Raw genomic sequence first — 20,023 nt, 5'->3', positions numbered from 1 at the left:
AGGGGGTTTGCACCCCCACGACAGCCGTTGCGAGGGGGTTTGCGACGCTGGAGCAGACGTTGCCAGGGAGTCTGCACTTCCCGAACAGCCGCTGGCAGGCAGTCCGCCGGCCGGCGTGGCGCTTCACTTGTAGGTCCTGTCCTTCGTCTCCGACTCCCGGGATCTCCCTGGCAACGCGGGATGGGCGTCGGGATCTCCCTGGCAACGCGGGATGGGCGTCGGGATCTCCCTGGCAACGCGGGGGTGGGGGATGCCGCAGACTGTGCCCATGGTCGGTGTGAGCGGGATCGGGTCGTGGCCCGGGACGGACGTGCGTGAGGCGGTCCGCGTCGTGCGGGACGTGCTGGGTGAGGCCAGCGCCGAGGGGGTCACGGGGCTGCCCTACCTGCCTGAGCTGCCGGCGCGGGGGCCCGGTGCCGACATGGTCGGGCGCGCGACGCGCCTGCTCGTCGACCTGGCGGTGGACCTCCAGCCGCAGGGCTGGCGGCTGGTGGACCGTCCGGGACGAGATGCCGAGCGCACCGCCTCCTTCTGGCGCCATGACCTCGACGAGCTCGCGGAGGCCTACGACGGCTGGTCCGGACCTCTCAAGGTGCAGGTCGGCGGCCCGTGGACGCTGGCCTCCGAGCTCTGGCTGCCGCTGGGCGACCGCGTGCTCTCCGACGCCGGTGCCACCCGTGACCTGTGTGCCTCGCTCGCCGAGGGTGTCGCCGGGCACGTAGGGGAGGTGCGCCGGCTGGTGCCGGGGGCCGAGGTCGTGCTCCAGGTCGACGAGCCGAGCCTGGGCACGGTGCTGCTCGGCCGGGTGCGCTCGGAGTCGGGCTACCGCGTGCTGCGCGCACCCGAGGCGGCGGAGGCGGTGGCCGCCCTGCGTCAGGTGCTCGACGGTGCTGTGTCCGGTGGGGCCGCCCGCACCGTGGTGCACTACTGTGCTGCGCCGCCACCGGTGCCGGTGCTGCGCGACGCCCGCCCGGACGCGCTGTCCCTCGACGTCACCGCCCTGGGGGCCCGCGCGTGGGAGTCCCTGGCCGTCGCCGTCGAGGCCGGCACGGCCCTGTGGGCGGGACTCGTGCCGGCCGACGGCGACCCCACCGCATACCGCGGACCGCACGACGACCTCGTCGCCCGCTGGGGTGAGGTGGGCCTGCCGCGAAGGGACCTGGCGGACGTCACGGTCACCCCTGCCTGTGGGCTCGCCGGTGCCACCCCCCGGAGCGCCCGTGCGCTGACCGAGGCCACCGTCCGGCTGGCCGGCGACCTGGCCGAGAGCGCCGCCGGGTGAGCCCCACCCGGGTGCCGTGGCAGGTGAAGTTCCTGTCGCTGGCGCTCATCTGGGGGTCCAGCTACCTGCTCATGAAGGTCGGGCTGGAGGCCATGTCCGGTGTCCAGGTGGCCACCCTGCGGGTGCTGTGTGCCGTGGTCGTGCTGCTGCCGCTGCTGCGGATGGCGGGTGGCCGCCTGCCGCGCAGCACGCGCACCTGGGGCCACCTGCTGGTCACCGGCACCCTGCTGTGCTCGTTGCCCTGGACGTTGTTCGCCGTCGGGGAGGAGCGGGTCGACTCGCTCATCGCCGGCATCGCCAACGCCGTGACACCCATCGCGACGGTGGCGTTCTCGATGATGCTGCTGCGCGCGGAGCCGGTGGGCCGCCGACGGCTGGCCGGCGTGGGCATCGGCTTCGTGGGTGTGCTCCTCATCCTGCAGCCCTGGTCGCTGGAGAGGGGACCGGACCCGGTCGGCTTCGCCATGGTGCTGACGGCGTCGGCGAGCTACGGGCTGGGGTGGACCTACGTGCGCAGGTTCCTGCGCGGCGCCGACCCCGGGGGGCTGTCCATGCCCACCGCGCAGATCCTCGTCGCGACCGTGCAGATGCCGCTGCTGCTCACCCTCTGGTGGTGGCTGTCGCCACAGGCGGGCGCCTCCCCCTGGTCGCTGCACACCTCCACGGACGCGCTGGTGCCGGTGCTGGCCGTGGTCCTGCTGGGCGTGCTGGGCACGGGGATCGCGCAGTCGATGCAGTATGACGTGGTGCGCGCGGCCGGCCCCACGGTCGCCGTCAGCGTCACCTACCTCATCCCGATCGTGTCCGTGGCCCTCGGCGTGCTGGTGCTGGGCGAGAGCGTCGGGCCGGTCGTCCTGCTCGGTGCCGGCGTCGTCATCGCGGCGTCGCTGCTGATCGGCCGGGCACCGGTGGTCTCACCCCGGGTCCGTCGCACCCGTGCGCCACAATGACGGGGTGAGCGAGCCCGCCGAGACCCAGGTCCCCGACGACGTCCGGCACGCGTGGACGGAGCTGGCGGAGGAGATCCGCGAGCACCAGTTCGCCTACTACGTCCGGGACGCCCCGGTCATCTCCGACGGTGAGTTCGACGCGCTCGTCCGCCGGCTGGAGGAGCTCGAGACGCAGCACCCGTCCCTGCGCACGCCGGACAGCCCGACCCAGCAGGTGGGCGGCACGTTCTCCACGGAGTTCACCCCCGTCGACCACCTGGAGCGGATGCTCAGCCTGGACAACGCGTTCAGCCCGGAGGAGCTGCAGGCCTGGGCCGACCGGGTGGAGCGCGAGGCGGGGGGCGCCGAGGTGCACTACCTGTGCGAGCTGAAGATCGACGGGCTGGCGGTCAACCTGCTCTACGAGGACGGCCGGCTGGTCCGGGCGGGCACCCGGGGAGACGGGAGGACCGGCGAGGACGTCACCCTCAACGTGCGCACCATCGACGGTGTCCCGCACCAGCTGGCGGCCCCCGAGGAGCAGGGCGACGCCGAGGTCCCGGTGCCGCACGTGGTCGAGGTGCGCGGGGAGGTGTTCTTCCCGATCGAGGCCTTCGCGGAGCTGAACGCCTCGCTCGTCGAGGCCGGGAAACCGCCGTTCGCCAACCCGCGCAACGCCGCGGCCGGCTCCTTGCGGCAGAAGGACCCCCGGGTCAGCGCCTCCCGGCCGCTGCGCATGCTGGTGCACGGCATCGGGGCGCGCAGCGGTTTCGAGATCTCGCGCCAGTCCCAGGCCTACGACGTGCTGCGTGCCTGGGGGCTGCCGGTGTCGGCGCACGCGAAGGTCCTGCGGGACATGAAGGCCGTGCAGGAGCTCGTCGCCCATGTCGGCGAGCACCGCCACGACGTCGAGCACGAGGTCGACGGGGTGGTGGTCAAGGTCGACGAGGTCCCGGTGCAGCGGGCGCTGGGCTCTACGTCCCGGGCACCGCGCTGGGCGGTCGCCTACAAGTTCCCGCCCGAGGAGGTCACCACCACGCTCCTCGACATCCGGGTCAACGTGGGCCGCACGGGACGGGTCACCCCCTACGGGGTCATGGAGCCGGTCGTCGTCGCCGGGTCGACGGTGGAGATGGCGACGCTGCACAACGCCTCCGAGGTGGTGCGCAAGGGGGTGCTGATCGGCGACACCGTGGTGCTGCGCAAGGCCGGTGACGTGATCCCCGAGATCCTCGGGCCGGTGGTCGACCTGCGGGACGGCTCCGAGCGCGCGTTCGCGATGCCGACCGAGTGCCCCTCCTGCGGCACGCCGCTGCGCCCGGAGCGCGAGGGCGACAAGGACATCCGCTGCCCCAACTCCCGGGCCTGCCCCGCCCAGCTGCGCGAACGTCTGTTCTCGCTGGCGGGCCGTGGTGCTTTCGACATCGAGGCGCTGGGCTGGGAGGGCGTGCAGGCTCTCCTGGACGCCGGCGTCGTCACCGACGAGTCGACCCTCTTCTCGCTGACCGCCGACGACATCAGGAGGGTGCCGCTCTACACGCGCGCCGCGAAGAGGTCGGACCCGCCGGAGGCCGTCGTGGACGGGCGGGTGCTCTCGGCCAACGGCCTCAAGCTCGTGGAGCACCTGCACCAGGCGAAGTCCCAGCCGTTGTGGCGTGTGCTCGTGGGCTTGTCGATCCGCCACGTCGGGCCGACCGCAGCGCGCGCGCTGGCCACCGAGTTCGGCTCGGTGGAGGCGATCCGGGCGGCCGACACGGAGGCGCTGGCTGCCACCGAGGGTGTCGGGCAGGTCATCGCCGAGTCGGTCAAGGACTGGTTCGCAGTCGACTGGCACCGCGCGATCGTCGAGCGCTGGGCGGCCGACGGGGTGCGGATGGCCGACGAGCGCGACACCTCTGTCGAGCGGACCCTGGAGGGCCGGACCGTCGTGGTGAGCGGGTCGCTGGAGGGCTTCAGCCGCGACGAGTCGAAGGAGGCGATCATCGCCCGTGGCGGCAAGGCCGCCGGCTCGGTGTCCAAGAAGACCGACTTCGTCGTCGTCGGTGCCAACGCAGGCTCCAAGGCCGCCAAGGCCGAGGAGCTCGGCCTGACGGTCCTCGACGAGGCGGCGTTCCGCCGGCTGCTCGAGACGGGCGACCCGCAGGGCTGAAGCCCCGAGGCGGGCAGGGTTCAGGGGGCTCCCTGAACCACCCCTGAGTGCGACCCTGGCCGCACCCCCAGAACCGCTCGCAGGGCTGGATGGGGCGGGCACGGCGGACGAGTCCGTCCGCCGTCCCGAGGAGCTCCATCATGGCCAGCACACGTCCGCCTCACCCACCGTCCCCCCGAGGACGCGCCGAGCCGCGGTGGGCCAGGAGCCTCCCGGCGCGGCTTCCTCGTCGTCCTGCTGGCCCAGGGGGTGGACACCGCGGGACGGGTCGCCTTCGACCGGGCCCTGCAGGTCCCGCCTCTGGCGGCGGCCGAGACCGACCCGCAGGGGCGCCGGGTGTTCCAGCTCACGGCCGCTGAGGGTGAGGGCGACCTCGGGGGCGCGTCCCCGACCCGCACCCGCGGCTTCCAGGGTGGCCACCTGGGGCCCACGCTGCGGGCGCAGCGGGGTGAGGAGGTCGTGGTCCACGTCCGCAACGGGCTGGACGAGGCCACCACGGTGCACTGGCACGGGATGGAGCTCCCGTCCTCCGTGGACGGCGGGGCCGCACCGGCCGGTGGCTCCTGGCGGGCTGTGGTCACCGAGCTGGACGGTCGACCAGCCGGCCGCGACGCTGTGGTACCGCCCCCACCCGCACGGGAAGACGGCCGAGCAGGTCGCCCAGGGGATGGTGGGCATGTTCATCGTCGACGACCCGGTCGAGCAGGCGCTGGACCTGCCCGGTGACTACGGCGTCGACGACCTGCCGGTCATCGTGCAGGACGTCACGCTGGAGCAGGACGGTCGACTGCGCACGGGTGCCGACCCGGGCGACACCGTCCTGGTCAACGGCACGCCCGGGCCGTATGCCGTGGTGTCCACCGAGCGGGTGCGGCTGCGGCTGCTCAACGCGTCGGTGCAGCGCACCTACGACTTCGGGCTGGACGACGGGTCCGTCCTCACCCAGGTCGCCGGTGACGGCGGGCTGCTGCCGGCTCCCCACCGCACGAGCCGCGTGCAGCTGTCACCAGGGGAGCGCGCCGAGGTCGTGGTCACCATGACCCCGGGTGAGACCCGTGTGCTGCGCAGCCACCCGCCCGATTTGGGCGTCAGCGCGATGAGCGCACGGTTCAGCGGTGGTGGCGACACCCTCGACGTGGTGCAGCTGCGGGCACGGCCCACGCTCGAGCCCTCACCCGAGGTGCCCGACAGGCTCGGCTCGGACGCCCCGGACCTGGCCGCGGCGGAGGCGGAGGCTGTGCGCACCCGCACCTTCAGGCTGCAGGGCCGCACGATCAACGGCGCCGTCATGGACACGGACCGCGTGGACGAGGTCGTCACGGCCGGTGAGACCGAGGTGTGGGAGGTCCTCAACAGTGACGGTGAGCCGCACCACTTCCACGTGCACGGGGTGCAGATGCGGGTGCTGACGGTCGGCGGCCGTGCTGCGGGGCCGGAGCTGGCGGGCCTGAAGGACACGGTCTTCCTGCCGGCGGGGCAGCCGGTGCGGATGCTCGTCACCCTGCCCGAGCACGTCGACCCGGAGGTGCCGAACATGTACCACTGCCACCTCCTGCGCCACGAGGACCAGGGGATGATGGGCCAGTTCGTGGTGCTCCCGCCCGGCGGGTCCGGCGCCGGTCCGGTGGCCCCGCCCGCCGGCCGCACCGACCACTGACGGCGCGCAGCCCCGACGTGCAGGAAGCAGGGGTACCGTGGGCCGGTGCAGCGCTACCTGTGGGTCGTCGTCGCGGTGTTCGGCCTGTATGCCGCATCGTCGATCGCCCTGGAGGGCCAGTGGCCCCTCGCGGCCCTGGTGCTGCTGGCTGCTGCTGCGTTCTCCTGGTCGTCCTCCCCGTGGAAGGGCGGCCGCACACCGCGTCATCGAGAGGTCATGGCCATGCCTGAGCAGGATCGTCCCGTCGTCGTCTACTGGCGCCCCGGCTGTGGCTTCTGCGGCCGGCTGCGCTCCGGTCTCGGCGGGCTGGCCGACGACGCGCACTGGGTGAACATCTGGCAGGACGACGAGGCCGCAGCCTTCGTGCGCAGCGTCAACGACGGCAACGAGGTCGTGCCGACCGTGGTCATCGACGGTCTGCCGTTCACCAACCCCGACCCCTCCCTCGTGCGGGAACGGCTCTCTGCCTGAGCGGCGACCAGGGCAGCGGTGAGCGCCGCATACACTGGCCCGCATGTCCGCACTGTCCCGCGACGACGTCGCGCACGTGGCCATGCTCGCCCGCATCCAGCTCTCGGAGGCTGAGCTCGACCGGCTGGCCGGCCAGCTCGACCAGATCGTCGGCTGGGTCGGCCAGGTCAACGAGGTCGCGGCCGCCGACGTGCCCCCGACGTCGCACCCGCTGCCGCTGACCAACGTGACCCGCCCGGACGAGGTGCGCCCCAGCCTGGCCGTCGAGCAGGCTCTGGCGGCTGCGCCGATGGCGCAGGAGCAGCGCTTCGCCGTGCCCCGCATCCTGGACGAGGACTGATCCCATGACCGACCTCACGCGGCTCACCGCTGCCCGGATGGCCGAGGGCCTGGCCGCCGGCGACTTCACCTCCGAGGCCCTGACCCAGGCGCACCTGGACCGCATCGAGCGGCTCAACCCGGTGCTCAACGCCTACCTGCAGGTCGACACCGAGGGTGCCCTGGCGACGGCACGTGCCGTGGACGCCGCACGTGCCGCGGGGGAGAGCCTGCCCCGGCTGGCCGGTGTGCCGGTGGCGGTCAAGGACATCGCCTGCACCGTCGGCATCCCGACGACCGCCGGGTCGCGGATGCTCGAGGGCTGGGTGCCGCCCTACGACGCGACGATCGTGACCCGCCTCAAGGAGGCGCGCATGCCGATCCTCGGCAAGACCAACATGGACGAGTTCGCAATGGGCTCCTCGACCGAGCACTCGGCCTACGGCCCCACGCGCAACCCGTGGGACCTCGAGCGCATCCCCGGAGGGTCCGGTGGCGGCAGCTCGGCGGCCGTGGCGGCATACCTGGCACCGCTGGCGATCGGCTCCGACACCGGTGGCTCGATCCGCCAGCCCGCCGCGGTCACCGGCACCGTCGGCACCAAGCCGACGTACGGCGGGGTATCGCGCTACGGGGTGATCGCACTGGCCTCCTCCCTGGACCAGATCGGTCCCTGTGCCCGGACGGTGGCCGACGCGGCGCTGCTGCACGAGGTCGTCGCCGGGCACGACCCGATGGACTCCACGTCCATCGACGCCCCCGTGCCGCCGGTGCTGGAGGCGTCGGCCACCCGTGACCTCACCGGGCTCAGGGTCGGCGTCGTGCGCGAGATCTCCGGCGAGGGCTTCCAGGCCGGTGTGCTGGCCCGCTTCGAGGAGGCGGTGGAGGAGCTGAAGGCCCTCGGGGCCGAGGTCGTCGAGGTCTCCTGCCCGCACTTCCGCTACGCCATGGCCGCCTACTACCTCATCCTGCCCAGCGAGGCCTCCTCCAACCTGGCCCGCTACGACGCCATGCGCTACGGCCTGCGGGTCGGGCCGGACGGCGTCGACAGTCCGAGTGCCGAGCAGGTCATGGGGGCCAGCCGCGACGCGGGCTTCGGTGACGAGGTCAAGCGCCGCATCATCCTGGGCACCTACGCCCTGTCCAGCGGCTACTACGACGCCTACTACGGCCAGGCGCAGAAGGTGCGCACCCTCATCGCCCGCGACTTCGAGGCCGCGTTCTCGCAGGCCGACGTGCTGGTGAGCCCGACGGCGCCGACGACTGCCTTCCGGATCGGCGACCAGACCGAGGACCCGATGACGATGTACCTCAACGACATCGCCACCATCCCCGCCAACCTCGCCGGCGTCCCGGGCCTGTCGCTGCCGGTGGGCGTGGCCGACGAGGACGGGTTGCCGGTCGGCCTGCAGGTGCTCGCGCCCGCGACCGAGGACCAGCGGCTGTATGCCGTGGCCGCGGCCCTGGAGGAGCGGCTCCACACGGCCTGGGGCGGGCCGGTCCTGGACCGGGCCCCCACCGTCGAGTCGCAGGAGGTGCCGGCATGAGCACACGGACCAGGACCGCGGAGACGGTCGTACCCTTCGAGGAGGTGATGCGCCGCTTCGACCCGGTGATGGGCCTGGAGGTGCACGTCGAGCTCAACACCGCCACCAAGATGTTCTGCGGGTGCGCCACCGAGTTCGGCGCCGAGCCCAACACCCAGGTGTGCCCGGTGTGCCTGGGCCTGCCCGGTGCGCTGCCGGTGGTCAACCACGCAGCCGTCGAGTCGGCGATCAGGATCGGCCTGGCGCTGAACTGCGAGATCGCGTCGTGGTGCCGCTTCGCGCGCAAGAACTACTTCTACCCGGACATGCCCAAGAACTTCCAGACCAGCCAGTACGACGAGCCGATCGCGTTCGGCGGCTACCTGGACGTGGAGCACGATGACGGCGCCGGTGGCACCGAGGTCTTCCGGGTCGGCATCGAGCGCGCCCACATGGAGGAGGACACCGGCAAATCGCTGCACGTCGGCGGCTCCACCGGTCGTATCCACGGCGCCGACTACTCGCTGGTCGACTACAACCGTGCCGGCATCCCGCTCATCGAGATCGTCACCACGCCGCTCACCGGGGCGGGGGAGCGTGCGCCGGAGATCGCCAAGGCGTACGTCTCGGCGTTGCGCGACCTGCTCAAGGCCCTCGGGGTCTCCGACGTGCGGATGGAGCAGGGCTCGATGCGCTGCGACGCCAACGTGTCACTGCGCGCGAAGGTCTCGGACGACCCGGCCTCCGTGGAGCAGGCGGCCGTGCCCCTGGGCACCCGCACCGAGACCAAGAACGTCAACTCCCTGCGCTCGGTCGAACGTGCCGTGCGCTACGAGATCACCCGGCACGCCGCCGTGCTCGACTCCGGGTCGCCGATCACGCAGGAGACCCGGCACTGGCACGAGGACACCGGAGTGACGACCTCGGGCCGCCCGAAGTCCGACGCCGACGACTACCGCTACTTCCCCGAGCCGGACCTGGTGCCGGTGGCACCGACCCGTGAGGACGTCGAGCGCCTGCGGGCGACGCTGCCCGAGCCGCCGCAGGAGCGCCGCAAGCGGCTGCAGGCCGACTGGGGCTACTCCGACCTGGAGATGCGCGACGTCGTCAACGCGGGGGCGCTGGAGGTCATCGAGGACACGGTGGCAGCGGGAGCCACGCCCGCGGCGGCCCGCAAGTGGTGGACCGGCGAGCTGGCCCGCAGGGCCAACAGCGAGGGGGTCGAGGTGACGGCCATGGGCGTCACGCCCGCGCACGTCGCCGAGCTGGACGGGCTGGTCCGCGATGGCCGTCTCAACGACTCGATGGCCAGGCAGGTGCTCGAGGGCGTGCTCGCCGGCGAGGGCGGCCCGGCCGAGGTCGCCGACGCCCGTGGCCTGGAGCTGGTCCAGGACGACGGGGCGCTGGAGGCGGCGGTGGACAAGGTCATCGCTGCCCACCCCGACGTGGCCGACAAGATCCGTGACGGCAAGGTGCAGGCCGCCGGTGCCCTGATCGGCCAGGTGATGAAGGAGATGCGCGGCCAGGCCGACGCGGCCAAGGCGCGTGCCCTCATCCTGGAGCGGCTCGGCGTCTCCTGACCGCCACCCGCCGAGAGCTGCCCTGTCCCGGCCTCCGTGCAGCCGGCCCGCTCCGGTGCTGCGGTGTCCGACGGGTGCTGCGGTGTCCGACAGGTGCTGCGCTGCAGCACAGCACCGGTCAGAAACGGCAGCACCGGTCAGAAACGACGGCACTGGTCAGAAACGACGGGACCTGACACCCCCGGACGGCCCAGCCGAGGAGTCAGCGGCGCAGCTCCGCCGGGTCGAGCCTCAGGAGCCGGTCGTCGTCCTCGGCAGGGCTGCCGCGGAAGGTGTTGCTCGTGAGCACCCAGAGTGCACCGGCGTCGTCGACGACCACGCTGCGCAGCCGTCCGTGGTCGGTGAGCAGCCGCTCCGGCTCCCCTGCCACGCCGTCGGCGTCGACCTGCACGCGCCACAGCGCCTGTCCGCGCAGCGCCGCCACGTAGATCGCGTCGTCCGGGCCGACCGCCAGCCCCGAGGGGGAGGCCTGGTCGGTGGTCCAGGTGAGCACGGGGTCGACGTAGGCCGGGTCCCCTCCCGGTCCTTCGTAGAGGGGCCAGCCGTAGTTGCCACCGGGCTCGATGAGGTTGAGCTCGTCGAGGGCGTTCTGTCCGAACTCGCTGGCCCACATCCGGCCCTGCGAGTCCCACCCCAGCCCCTGGACGTTGCGGTGCCCCAGGGACCACACGGGTGAGTCGGGGTCCGGGTTGCCCGGCGCAGGGTCGCCGTCCTCGGTGATCCTCAGGATCTTGCCGCCCAGGGAGCCGGGCTGCTGGGCCAGGCCCACGTCCAGGGCGTCACCGGTGCTCACGTAGAGGTGACCGTCGGGGCCGAACGCCAGCCGGCCACCGTTGTGGTTGCCGGCCTTGGGTATGCCGTCGAGCACCACCTCGACCTGCGGCTCGCCGCCGGAGGTGTCGATGCGCAGCACGCGGTTGTCCTCGGCGGTGGTGGCGTAGACGAAGAACTGCGAGCCGTCGCCGTCCGGGGGGACGACGAGGCCGAGCAGGCCGCCCTCGCTGTCCGGCCGGACCCCGGGCACGGTGGCGACGAGCTCACGCTCGCCCTCCAGGGGCACCCGCCACACCTGCGCCGTGTCACGTTCGCCCACGAGCGCTGCGGTGCCGTCCTCGACGACCGCGAGCCCCCAGGGGACGTCGAGCGAGTCGGCGACGACGACGAGCGGCTCCAGCGGCGCAGCCTCCTCGGTCGCGGTGGGCGTGGCCGTCTGCGTCGTGGTCTCGGGCGCGGACACCGTGGCCGCGTCAGGGTCCTGCGAGCTCGGCTCCGGCGAGGCCGAGACCTCGGTGGGCGCCGGGTCCGTGGCCTCCGGCTCCTCGGCGCCGCACGCCGCGACAGCGAGCAGTGCAGCTCCGGCCAGCAGCGATGTCCGTCGTCGGTGCATCGCCCCAGCGTGCCACCTGCACCTGGACATAGGCTGCGGCGGGTGAGTGTCGTGACCGTGCCCCCGTCCCTGGTCGAGCTCGTCGGACCCGTCGAGGGGGTGGAGATCCTGCCCTGGGACCTGCGCACCGACCCGCCGCGGGCCGGCGAGGTCGAGGTGGTCGTCGTGCCGACCCACCAGGCCCCGTGGGTCACCCGGCTCGCCGAGCTGCCCGGGCTGCGTGCTGTCCAGCTGAGCTCGGCCGGGCACGAGCACGCGCTGCGCTTCCTGCCGCCGGGAGTGACCTTGTCCAACGCCGTCGGGGTGCACGACACCGCCACTGCCGAGCTGGCCCTGGCACTGCTGCTGGCCGCGCAGCGGGACCTGCCCGACTTCGTCCGGGCCCAGGCGAGCGGGGAGTGGGCGGCGCCACGGCAGCGACGCTCCGTCGCCGACAGCACCGTCGTCGTGGTCGGCTACGGCGGCATCGGGCGTGCCCTGGCCACGCGGCTGCGCGCCTGCGAGGCGGAGGTGGTCGCCGTGGCGTCCCGCGCACGCGCCGGGGACGGCCTGGTCGACCGGGTCCACGGCGTCGCCGAGCTGCCCGCGCTGCTGCCGCGGGCCGACGTCCTCGCGCTCGCGACCCCGCTCACGGAGGGCACCCGCAGGCTCGTCGACGCCGCGGCACTGGCCCTGCTGCCCGACGACGCCCTGGTCGTCAACGTCGGCCGGGGTGCGGTCGTCGACACCGACGCCCTCGTCGCGGAGTGCGCCGGCGGCAGGCTGCGGGCCGCGCTCGACGTCACGGACCCCGAGCCGCTGCCGCCGGACCACCCGCTCTGGAGCACCCCAGGTGTGCTCGTCAGCCCACACACCGCGGGCAGCACCAGCGCGTTCGCCCCCCGGATGGCGCGCTACCTGCGGGCGCAGCTCACCGCATACGGGCAGAGGGGACAGCTGCCTCACGTGGTCGCGACCGGGTGAGACCCGGCCCCCCGGGATGCGCCACGTCCACGACACGTCGGCGAAACCGTGGGGAAACAGCCTCCCCCTAGCGTGAGCGCACGCCCCGACGGTCGGGCGCACGAGGGGAGGTGGACTGCGTGTGGCGGGACGTGGACCCGTTCATCGGCACCGAGCGTGCCGACCTGCCCGTGCCCACCGGCCTGGCCGCCACCTGGTGGTCACCCAAGCCCCCGGTCGGCAACACCCACCCCGGGGCGACCTACCCCCTGGGCATGGTCTCCGCCTGCAGCTACGCCGGCGGCTACCCGACCGGCTACGGCCGCTACGACCTGAGCACCGAGGGGGAGCCTCGACTGCTGCACCCCCGCCTCGTCGCCTCGGGGGTCACCCACTTCCACCAGAGCGGCACCGGCGCCATCCGCGCCTACTACAACTACGTGCGGGTCACCCCGATGGTGCAGCCGCTGGACGGTCTGGGCACCACCTGGCCGCTCACCGACGAGCACGCGGAGCCGGGCTACTACGCCGCCACCCTGGCCTCAGGCATCCGCCTCGAGGTCACCGTCGGCCCCCGCTCGGCCGTGCACCGCTACACGTTCCCCGAGCACGACGACGCCAGGGTGGTGCTCGACCTCTCGCACGGCGGTCTTGCCGTCCCGCACGGAGAGACCGTGCCCCGGCGCGCACAGGTGCAGACGCTGGACCAGCGGCGTGCCGAGGCCGTGGTCGTCATGGAGGGGACACCGCTCGCCCTGCACGTCGAGGTCGACGCCGGCGACTGGCAGCAGGTGCTCTGGCACGACCACCGGGCCGTGCACGGGGGCACGGCGCTGCAGCTGGACCACATCCGGGCCACCATCCTGCGTCCGTTCGGCGTCCTGTGGCACGGCCCTGCCGAGGCGGGCCGGGTCGTCGAGGTGCGGGTCGGCTTCTCGCTGCGCGGCGCCGACCAGGCCCGGGCCAACCTCCAACGGGACACGGGTGGCGCCAGGACCGGGGTGTTCGACCTGCGCCGGGCGCAGACGGCCACGGACTGGCGGGCCGACCTCGGTGCGGTGCGGGTGCGGACCGCCTCCCCGGCACTGCGCTCCGTGCTGGCCACGGCCCTCTACCACTCGCTGGTCAAGCCCGCGCTGGCCCGGGACGAGAGCCCGACCTGGGCGGCGGACGGTCCCTACGCGTTCGACCTCTGCACGATGTGGGACATTCACCGCACCCAGCTGCCGCTGCTCACGGCGCTCCTGCCGGAGCGGGCGGTCGAGCTGGCCAACGCCCTGCTCACCATCTGCGAGGAGGAGGGCAACCTCCCGATCGGCTACCGGATGGCCAAGGGCGCGGACCGGTTCTGGCAGCAGGGCAGCGCGCTGGCCCACACGTTCCTGGCCGACCTGTGCCGGCTCGACCTGCCCGGCGTCGACTGGGAGTGGGCCCTGTCCCTCATGGCCGGCGACCTGCGACGGTCGCTGGGGGAGGACTTCCTCCTGCACGGCGTGGCCCACCCGGTGACGCACACCCTGGACCTGGCCTTCGGCTACCACTGCACGGCCGTGGTGGCCCGGCGCGTCGGTGACGCCGCTCTGGCGGACCGGTGCGAGCGGCTCGCGGAGCGCTGGACCAACGCCTTCGACCCGGCCACCGGCCTGCTGGTCGACTCGACCTTCTACGAGGGTGGCCGGTGGAACTACTCGTTCCGGATCACCCATGACATGCGAGCGCGCATCGAGCTCGCCGGGGGAGAGGAGCGGTTCACCAGCCTGCTCGACCGCTTCTTCGGGTATGGCGCAGCACCCGTGAGCCAGCCCGGGCCGGACCCGGACGCGGCCGAGCTCGCTGACGGGATCGCGCTGCAGCGCTTCCAGGGGCTCAACAACGAGCCCGACCTGGACGCGCCGTGGGCCTACCACTACGTCGGGCGTCCGGACCGCACCGCGGAGGTGGTGCAGGCGGTGGTGCGGCAGCGTTTCGGCACCGGCCGTGGCGGGCTGCCGGGCAACGACGACTCGGGCGGGCTGAGCTCCTGGCTGGTGTGGGCCGTCCTCGGGCTCTTCCCCGTTGCAGGGCAGGGCGTCTACCTCATCAACGCACCGGTGGTCGAGGAGGCACGGGTCAGGCTGGGGGAGCGCCACGTCGTCGTGACCGCCACCGGTGCCCTGCCCGCGTGGCCGGACGGCCCGGTGGACTACGTGCAGTCGGTGACCTGGCAGGGCAGACCCCTGGACCGCAGCTGGATCCCGGCCCGCGAGCTGCACCGGGGTGGTCACCTGCAGGTCGAGCTCGGGCCGGCCCCGTCCACCTGGGCGACCGGGACCCGACCACCCTCGACATCCCTTCGGGAAGGGGCTCTGACATGAGCGCGACCTACCTGCACGGCGCCCGCCACCGCCGCCGGCTCGTCATCGTGGTGCGGGCCGACCCGGTGATCTGTGGACACTCCGGCGAGGCACGCAACCTGGCCGAGGCCGCGATGCAGCGCGGGTTCACGGAGGTGCGGGTCGTGACCTGGACCCTGGAGCGGCTGGCCCGGTCAGGGCTGCCGCTGAAGCCGCTCGAGAGCGTCGAGCCCTACGGGCCCGGCATCGTCGTCGAGCGTCCGGAGCCGGTGGGGGACTACCGCGTGCCGGACGGTCGCCACCTCGCGGGCGTGGTGGGCAGGCTGGTCGAGCTGTTCACCGACGGGGTCCCCACGGTCTGCATGTCCCTCTACCTGAGCCCGCACCAGACTGCGGTGAGCGAGGCGCTGCGCGTGGCACGGTCCACCGGGCGGCCGGTCCGGGTGACCACCGTCGCCGAGGCCGTCGGGTCCGACATCACCCATGTCGTGCGCACGGCCGTGGCCGAGGACCGGCTCGGCGCAGCGGCTCATGTGCTGGCCTCCTACCTGGACGCAGACCTGCCGGTCGCGGTCTCGCGCTACACCCGCGACCTCATCGTCGAGGCTGCGGCCGAGGTCGACGCTCGCTTCGGCACCCGCTTCGCCGCGGCCTGCCGCGCCAGGGTGGAGGTCTCCTACCCGGCCATCGACACCGCCGCCTACGTGCACGCGGACCCGGCGGCGCAGGAGCAGGTCCTGTCGCGGCGGGGCCTGGTCCGCGACGGCTACGTCTTCTTCCTCTCCCGGCTCGTGCACGCCAAGGGGGTGGACGACCTCGTCACCGGCTTCGCCGCCAGCCCGTTGTGCCGGGACCTGCGGCTGGTCATCGCGGGCAACGGTCCCGAGCGGGACCACCTGCACGCCCTCGCGGCCCGCTCGCCGGCGGCGGCGCGGGTGGAGCTCCTGCACGACGTCCCGGACGTCGAGAAGCCTGCGCTCATGGCGGGTTGCGCCGCGTTCGTGCTGCCCACCAAGCCGCGGCCGGAGTTCGTGGAGACCTTCGGCATCGCGCTGGCGGAGAAGATGCTGGCCGGTGGTGGCCCGGTCGTCACGACCGACACCGGCGGGGTCGGCGAGGCCGTGGGGCCGCACGCCACCTTCGTGCCGCCCGGCGACCCGGCGGCGATCGCCGTGGCCCTGGACGAGGTGTTGGCTCTGCCGCCCGCGGAGCGTGCCACGCGCGCGGCTGCCGCCCGGGCCTACGCGATGCAGTTCGACCGTGTGGCGGTGCTCGACGCACTGCTGGAACGGATCCCGGACGAGGAGACCGGGCGTGTGGTCTTTGCCTGACGGCGTGTGAGGTGTATGACGGTGCGATGAGCCTCGACCGCGCCGGCACGTCCGACGGTGCGCCCCGCACCTTGGTGCTGATCCGGCACGCCAAGACCGAGCAGTCGGGGCCCGCGGAGCAGGGGGACCACGGGAGGCGTCTGCTGCCCCGGGGTGTCGGGGACGCCGAGGCCGCCGGGCGGTGGCTGGTGGACCTGGGGCTGGTCCCGGACCTGGTCCTGTGCTCGACCTCGATGCGGACCCGGCAGACCTGGGAGCACATGACCACCGAGTCCGAGGAGCTGGCCCTGGCCGAGGTGTGGCACGACCAGCGCATCTACAACGCCTGGCCCGAGGTCCTGCTGCGCGTGCTCGCCGAGGTGCCGGCGGAGGTGCGCACCGTCGCGGTGGTGGGTCACGCGCCCGGGGTGCCGGGGCTGGTGGCCGAGCTCGCCGACGCAGACCTCTCCGAGCAGTCGGCCGTCTCCCGTTTCGAGCTCGGCTTCCCGACCATGACCTGCGCCGTGCTGGAGACGGAGAGCACCTGGGACGGCATCCCCGTCGAGTCCGCGCGCCTGGTGCTGGTGCACACTCCGCGGCGCAGGGACTGAGGGGCTGCTGCTGCCCCTGCGTCAAGGGGTAGTTTGGGACGTGCCAGCGACGGTGCCGGACCTAAGGAGCAGACGTGCAGACGCAGACGGCGAGCCACTTCTCGATCGAGCCCCGCGAGGACCGTGCCTCCGCCGAGCGGGTGGCCGAGGTCCTGGCCGCGCCGGCCTTCGGCTCCGTCTTCACCGACCACATGGCCCGCATCGACTGGGACGCCGAGGCCGGCTGGCACGACGGCCGCGTCAGCGCCTACGGTCCCCTGTCGGTCGACCCTGCCGCCGCGATCTTCCACTACGGCCAGGAGATCTTCGAGGGGATGAAGGCCTACCGCCACGAGGACGGGTCGATCTGGACGTTCCGGCCCGAGCGCAACGCCGAGCGCTTCGCCCGCAGTGCCCGCCGGCTGGCGCTGCCGGAGGTGCCGGAGGACGTCTTCCTCGAGGCGCTGCGCGCCCTGGTGGAGCTCGACCAGCACTGGGTGCCCTCGGCGGAGGGCGGGGAGACCAGCCTCTACCTGCGCCCGTTCATGATCGCCACCGAGGTCGGTCTCGGTGTGCGGCCCAGCAGGTCGGCGGCCTTCCTCGTCATCGCCTCACCCGCGGGTGCCTACTTCGCCAGCGGGCTCAGGCCGGTCAGCATCTGGCTCTCCCAGGACTACACCCGGGCGGCGCCCGGGGGCACCGGCGCCGCCAAGTGCGGTGGCAACTACGCCGCCTCGCTGATGCCGATGGCCGAGGGGCAGCGCCACGGGTGCGACCAGGTGGTCTTCCTCGACGCCGTCGAGCAGACGTGGGTCGAGGAGCTCGGTGGCATGAACCTGTTCTTCGTCTACGAGGACGGCAGCATCGTCACCCCCGAGCTCACCGGGACGATCCTGGAGGGCGTGACGCGCGACTCGGTCATCACGCTGGCCCGGGAGCGGGGCCACCAGGTCACCGAGCGCCGGTACTCCATCGAGGAGTGGCGCGCCGACGCCGCGTCCGGCGCCCTGGCCGAGGTCTTCGCCTGCGGCACGGCGGCGGTCATCACCCCGGTCGGCCGGCTCGTGTGGCCTGACGGGGAGGTGCGCACCGGCCCCGCCGACGACGCGGGCGAGGTGGCGGCCGGTCTGCGCCGAAGCCTGCTCGACATCCAGTACGGCCGTGCCGAGGACATGCACGGCTGGATGCACCGGCTTGTCTGACGCGTCGGGCGGTGCCGGCTCCGCGGCGCTGGTCGTCGTCGACGTCCAGACCGGCTTCGGGGCGGTGGACCACTGGGGTCGGCGTGACAACCCCGCGGCGGAGGCCAACATCGGCCGCCTGCTCCGGCACTGGCGCGCCCACGGCCTGCCGGTCGTCGTCGTGCGGCACGACTCCGGTGACCCGGTGTCGCCCCTGCATCCGTCATCCCCGGGCAACGCGCTCCAGCCGGTGGTCGGGCAGGGCTGGGACCTGCTGGTGACGAAGTCGGTGAACTCCTCCTTCCACGGCAGCCCCGACCTGGACGCCTGGCTGCGGGGCCAGGGGATCAGCAGCATCGTGGTCTGCGGGATCACTACCAACCACTGCTGCGAGACCACGGCCCGGGTGGGCGGCAACCTGGGCTACGAGGTGCGCTTCGTGCTGGACGCGACATACACCTTCGACCGCGTGGCGCCGGACGGTGACGTCGTGCCTGCCGCGACGCTGGCCCGGGTCACCGCGACCAACCTGCACGGGGAGTTCGCGACCGTCGTCTCGACCGCCGACCTGCTGGCGGGTGAGGCGGTCGGGTGACCGCGAGGGCCGGTGCGCCGGGGAGATGGCTGGCTGGGTCGGTCAGGTGACCGTCTGGGCCGGCATCACCCAGGGGACGAGGGCCCGAGCGGCCGCACAACCTCGAGCAGCCGGCCGCGCAGCGCCTGGGCACGTCCGCTGAACCCACGCTGGGTGGCGGCGTACTCCGCCTTGCCCTCGGGCGTCTCGATGGGCAGCGGCCGGTAGCCGAGCTCGGTGAGGTCGTAGGGCGCGGCCCGCATGTCGAGCTCGCGGATCTCCCTGGCCAGCTCGAAGGCCTCCAGCGTCAGGTCGCTCGGCACGACCGGGGCCAGCTTGAAGCACCACTTGTAGACGTCCATCCCGGCATGCAGGCACCCTGGCTGCTCGAGAGCCACCTGGTCCTGCCTGGTCGGCGAGAGGACGTTGCGGGGCCGCGCATCGGTGGTGAAGAAGCGCGCGGCGTCGAAGTGCGAGCACGCCAGGGTGTGGGACTCCACCACGGCGTCGGTGCCGGCCCGGCCCAGGCGTAGCGGCCAGCCGCTGTGGCGGACCTCATCCTCGGAGGCCCGGTAGACCATCGCCCACTCGTGCAGGCCGAAGCAGCCGAAGCGCCCCGGCCGGTCGAGGGTCGCGGTCAGCAGCGCCCGCACGAAGTCCACAGCCGCGCCGCGCCGCTCGAGGAAGCGGGCCACGTCCACCACGGCCACCCCGTCCACCACGCGGTATGCCGTCCAGCCCGACCGCTCGTCGCCGCCGGCCAGTCCCACGCCCACGCCGGGGTGCCAGCGCGCCAGCTGCGCGGGCCGGTGACCGTAGTAGTCGAACAGAAAGTCCTCGACCGGGTGCGTGAGCCCCCGCCTGCGCCGGGCGACCCGGTCGGCGGTGAGCTCCTCGACGCGGTCGGCGTGCGCCTCGGCAAGCGCGCGCCATACGTGCTCCTCGAGCACCGTGGAGGTCACCGGGTCGGTCGTGTGCACCGCACTAGTGTGGGCCATATGCGTATCTGCAGGTTCACCACGGGTGAGGACCCCATGTTCGGGCTGGTCGACGGGGCGGGGGAGAAGATCGCCGAGATCAGCGGCGACCCGCTCTACACCAGGATCGAGCTAACCGGCCAGACCTTCCGCGTGGACGAGGTGCGGCTGCTGGCGCCGGTCATCCCGCGGTCCAAGGTCGTCGGCATCGGGCGCAACTACGCCGACCATGCCGCCGAGATGGGCAGTGAGGTGCCGGAGGAGCCCATGATGTTCCTCGTGCCCAACACCGCGGTGTGCGGTCCGGACGACCCCGTCGTCATCCCCCCGGTCACCGACGAGGTGTCCTACGAGGCCGAGCTGGCGGTCGTCATCGGGCGGATGTGCAAGGACGTCGCCGCGGAGCAGGCCTCGACGGTCATCTTCGGCTACACGGTGGCCAACGACGTCACGGCCCGCGACCTGCAGCGCACCGACGGACAGTGGGCCCGTGCCAAGGGCATGGACACCTTCTGCCCGCTCGGCCCGTGGATCGAGACCGACCTCGACGTGGGCGACCTCGCCGTCGTCAGCCGGGTCGACGGTGAGGTCCGGCAGGACGGCACCACCGCCGACCTCGTGCACGGCATCGGCGCCCTCGTGGAGCACGTCTCCGCCTCGTTCACCCTGCTGCCCGGAGACGTCATCCTCACCGGCACCCCGGCGGGGGTCGGGCTGGTCGAGGCCGGCCAGCGGGTCGAGGTGGAGGTCGAGGGCATCGGCGCGATGTCCAACCCGTTCGTGCGCGCCGATGCCGGCGACCCCGCGTAGCCTGCCA

General features: G+C 73.1%; 17 protein-coding genes and 1 pseudogene. 16 read left to right on the top strand and 2 right to left on the bottom strand.

Annotated elements, in window-relative coordinates; translation table 11 throughout:
- Positions 1 to 268: 268 nt before the first annotated feature.
- The 9 genes and pseudogenes from LVO85_RS01585 to gatB all read left to right on the top strand — a co-directional run bounded on the left by LVO85_RS01585 (position 269) and on the right by gatB (position 9,912).
- Complete coding sequence (locus tag LVO85_RS01585) at positions 269 to 1,282, top strand: uroporphyrinogen decarboxylase/cobalamine-independent methonine synthase family protein (protein ID WP_232745649.1); 1,014 nt, start codon at positions 269 to 271, stop codon at positions 1,280 to 1,282.
- Complete coding sequence (locus LVO85_RS01580) at positions 1,279 to 2,232, top strand: DMT family transporter (RefSeq protein WP_232745648.1); 954 nt, start codon at positions 1,279 to 1,281, stop codon at positions 2,230 to 2,232. The genes LVO85_RS01585 and LVO85_RS01580 overlap by 4 nt, the downstream gene beginning before the upstream one ends.
- Before the next feature lie 4 nt (positions 2,233 to 2,236).
- Positions 2,237 to 4,360 (top strand): NAD-dependent DNA ligase LigA, encoded by a 2,124-nt coding sequence (ligA, locus tag LVO85_RS01575; protein ID WP_232745647.1) that lies wholly within the window; start codon positions 2,237 to 2,239, stop codon positions 4,358 to 4,360.
- A 249-nt stretch (positions 4,361 to 4,609) separates the two neighbouring features.
- Positions 4,610 to 4,840: pseudogene (locus LVO85_RS17155) on the top strand (copper oxidase); the annotation flags it as partial.
- The gene (locus LVO85_RS01560; RefSeq protein ID WP_332875391.1) at positions 4,773 to 6,017 is read left to right on the top strand and encodes a multicopper oxidase family protein; all 1,245 of its coding nucleotides are present in this window, start codon (positions 4,773 to 4,775) and stop codon (positions 6,015 to 6,017) included. The pseudogene LVO85_RS17155 and the gene LVO85_RS01560, both read left to right, overlap by 68 nt.
- Before the next feature lie 45 nt (positions 6,018 to 6,062).
- Entirely contained in the window at positions 6,063 to 6,488 is a 426-nt protein-coding gene (locus LVO85_RS16905) for a glutaredoxin domain-containing protein (RefSeq protein ID WP_232745646.1), read from the top strand.
- A gap of 43 nt (positions 6,489 to 6,531) precedes the next feature.
- Positions 6,532 to 6,828, top strand: a complete 297-nt coding sequence (gene gatC / locus LVO85_RS01550) for an Asp-tRNA(Asn)/Glu-tRNA(Gln) amidotransferase subunit GatC (protein WP_232745645.1) — start codon at positions 6,532 to 6,534, stop codon at positions 6,826 to 6,828.
- Positions 6,829 to 6,832: 4 nt separating this feature from the next.
- Positions 6,833 to 8,353, top strand: a complete 1,521-nt coding sequence (gatA, locus tag LVO85_RS01545; protein WP_232745644.1) for an Asp-tRNA(Asn)/Glu-tRNA(Gln) amidotransferase subunit GatA — start codon at positions 6,833 to 6,835, stop codon at positions 8,351 to 8,353.
- Positions 8,350 to 9,912, top strand: a complete 1,563-nt coding sequence (gatB, locus tag LVO85_RS01540; RefSeq protein WP_232745643.1) for an Asp-tRNA(Asn)/Glu-tRNA(Gln) amidotransferase subunit GatB — start codon at positions 8,350 to 8,352, stop codon at positions 9,910 to 9,912. Before gatA ends, gatB begins: the two co-directional genes overlap by 4 nt.
- Positions 9,913 to 10,114: 202 nt before the next feature.
- Here gatB and LVO85_RS01535 read toward each other — a convergent pair whose 3' ends face one another.
- On the bottom strand, positions 10,115 to 11,299 hold the full coding sequence (locus LVO85_RS01535; RefSeq protein WP_232745642.1) for a PQQ-dependent sugar dehydrogenase: 1,185 nt from the start codon (positions 11,297 to 11,299) through the stop codon (positions 10,115 to 10,117).
- Between the two features lie 42 nt (positions 11,300 to 11,341).
- Here LVO85_RS01535 and LVO85_RS01530 point away from each other — a divergent pair, with 42 nt between their 5' ends.
- The 6 genes from LVO85_RS01530 (at position 11,342) to LVO85_RS01505 (ending at position 18,250) form a co-directional block, all read left to right on the top strand.
- Positions 11,342 to 12,262, top strand: coding sequence for an NAD(P)-dependent oxidoreductase (locus tag LVO85_RS01530; RefSeq protein ID WP_232745641.1), 921 nt, complete (start codon positions 11,342 to 11,344; stop codon positions 12,260 to 12,262).
- A 119-nt stretch (positions 12,263 to 12,381) separates the two neighbouring features.
- On the top strand, positions 12,382 to 14,595 hold the full coding sequence (locus LVO85_RS01525) for a glycoside hydrolase domain-containing protein (RefSeq protein ID WP_232745640.1): 2,214 nt from the start codon (positions 12,382 to 12,384) through the stop codon (positions 14,593 to 14,595).
- Positions 14,592 to 15,905 (top strand): glycosyltransferase, encoded by a 1,314-nt coding sequence (locus tag LVO85_RS01520; protein WP_232745639.1) that lies wholly within the window; start codon positions 14,592 to 14,594, stop codon positions 15,903 to 15,905. The genes LVO85_RS01525 and LVO85_RS01520 overlap by 4 nt, the downstream gene beginning before the upstream one ends.
- A 26-nt stretch (positions 15,906 to 15,931) precedes the next feature.
- Positions 15,932 to 16,495 carry a SixA phosphatase family protein gene (locus tag LVO85_RS01515; RefSeq protein ID WP_232745638.1) on the top strand — a complete coding sequence of 188 codons (564 nt, stop codon included), beginning with the start codon at positions 15,932 to 15,934 and terminating at the stop codon, positions 16,493 to 16,495.
- A 74-nt stretch (positions 16,496 to 16,569) separates the two neighbouring features.
- Complete coding sequence (locus LVO85_RS01510; RefSeq protein WP_232745637.1) at positions 16,570 to 17,676, top strand: branched-chain amino acid aminotransferase; 1,107 nt, start codon at positions 16,570 to 16,572, stop codon at positions 17,674 to 17,676.
- Complete coding sequence (locus LVO85_RS01505) at positions 17,669 to 18,250, top strand: cysteine hydrolase family protein (protein WP_232745636.1); 582 nt, start codon at positions 17,669 to 17,671, stop codon at positions 18,248 to 18,250. Before LVO85_RS01510 ends, LVO85_RS01505 begins: the two co-directional genes overlap by 8 nt.
- A 65-nt stretch (positions 18,251 to 18,315) precedes the next feature.
- On the opposite strand, the gene LVO85_RS01500 is transcribed toward LVO85_RS01505, so the two are convergent.
- Positions 18,316 to 19,209, bottom strand: a complete 894-nt coding sequence (locus LVO85_RS01500) for a 3-methyladenine DNA glycosylase (RefSeq protein ID WP_232745635.1) — start codon at positions 19,207 to 19,209, stop codon at positions 18,316 to 18,318.
- Positions 19,210 to 19,227: 18 nt separating this feature from the next.
- Between LVO85_RS01500 and LVO85_RS01495 the strand changes: the two genes are divergently transcribed.
- On the top strand, positions 19,228 to 20,016 hold the full coding sequence (locus LVO85_RS01495) for a fumarylacetoacetate hydrolase family protein (RefSeq protein WP_232745634.1): 789 nt from the start codon (positions 19,228 to 19,230) through the stop codon (positions 20,014 to 20,016).
- The last annotated feature ends 7 nt before the right edge of the window (positions 20,017 to 20,023 follow it).

The organism is Ornithinimicrobium sediminis (assembly GCF_021272345.1).
GTDB lineage: Bacteria > Actinomycetota > Actinomycetes > Actinomycetales > Dermatophilaceae > Ornithinicoccus > Ornithinicoccus sediminis_B.
The sequence above is the reverse complement of the archived record's forward strand: the minus strand, read 5'-3'. Positions and strand labels throughout refer to the sequence as shown.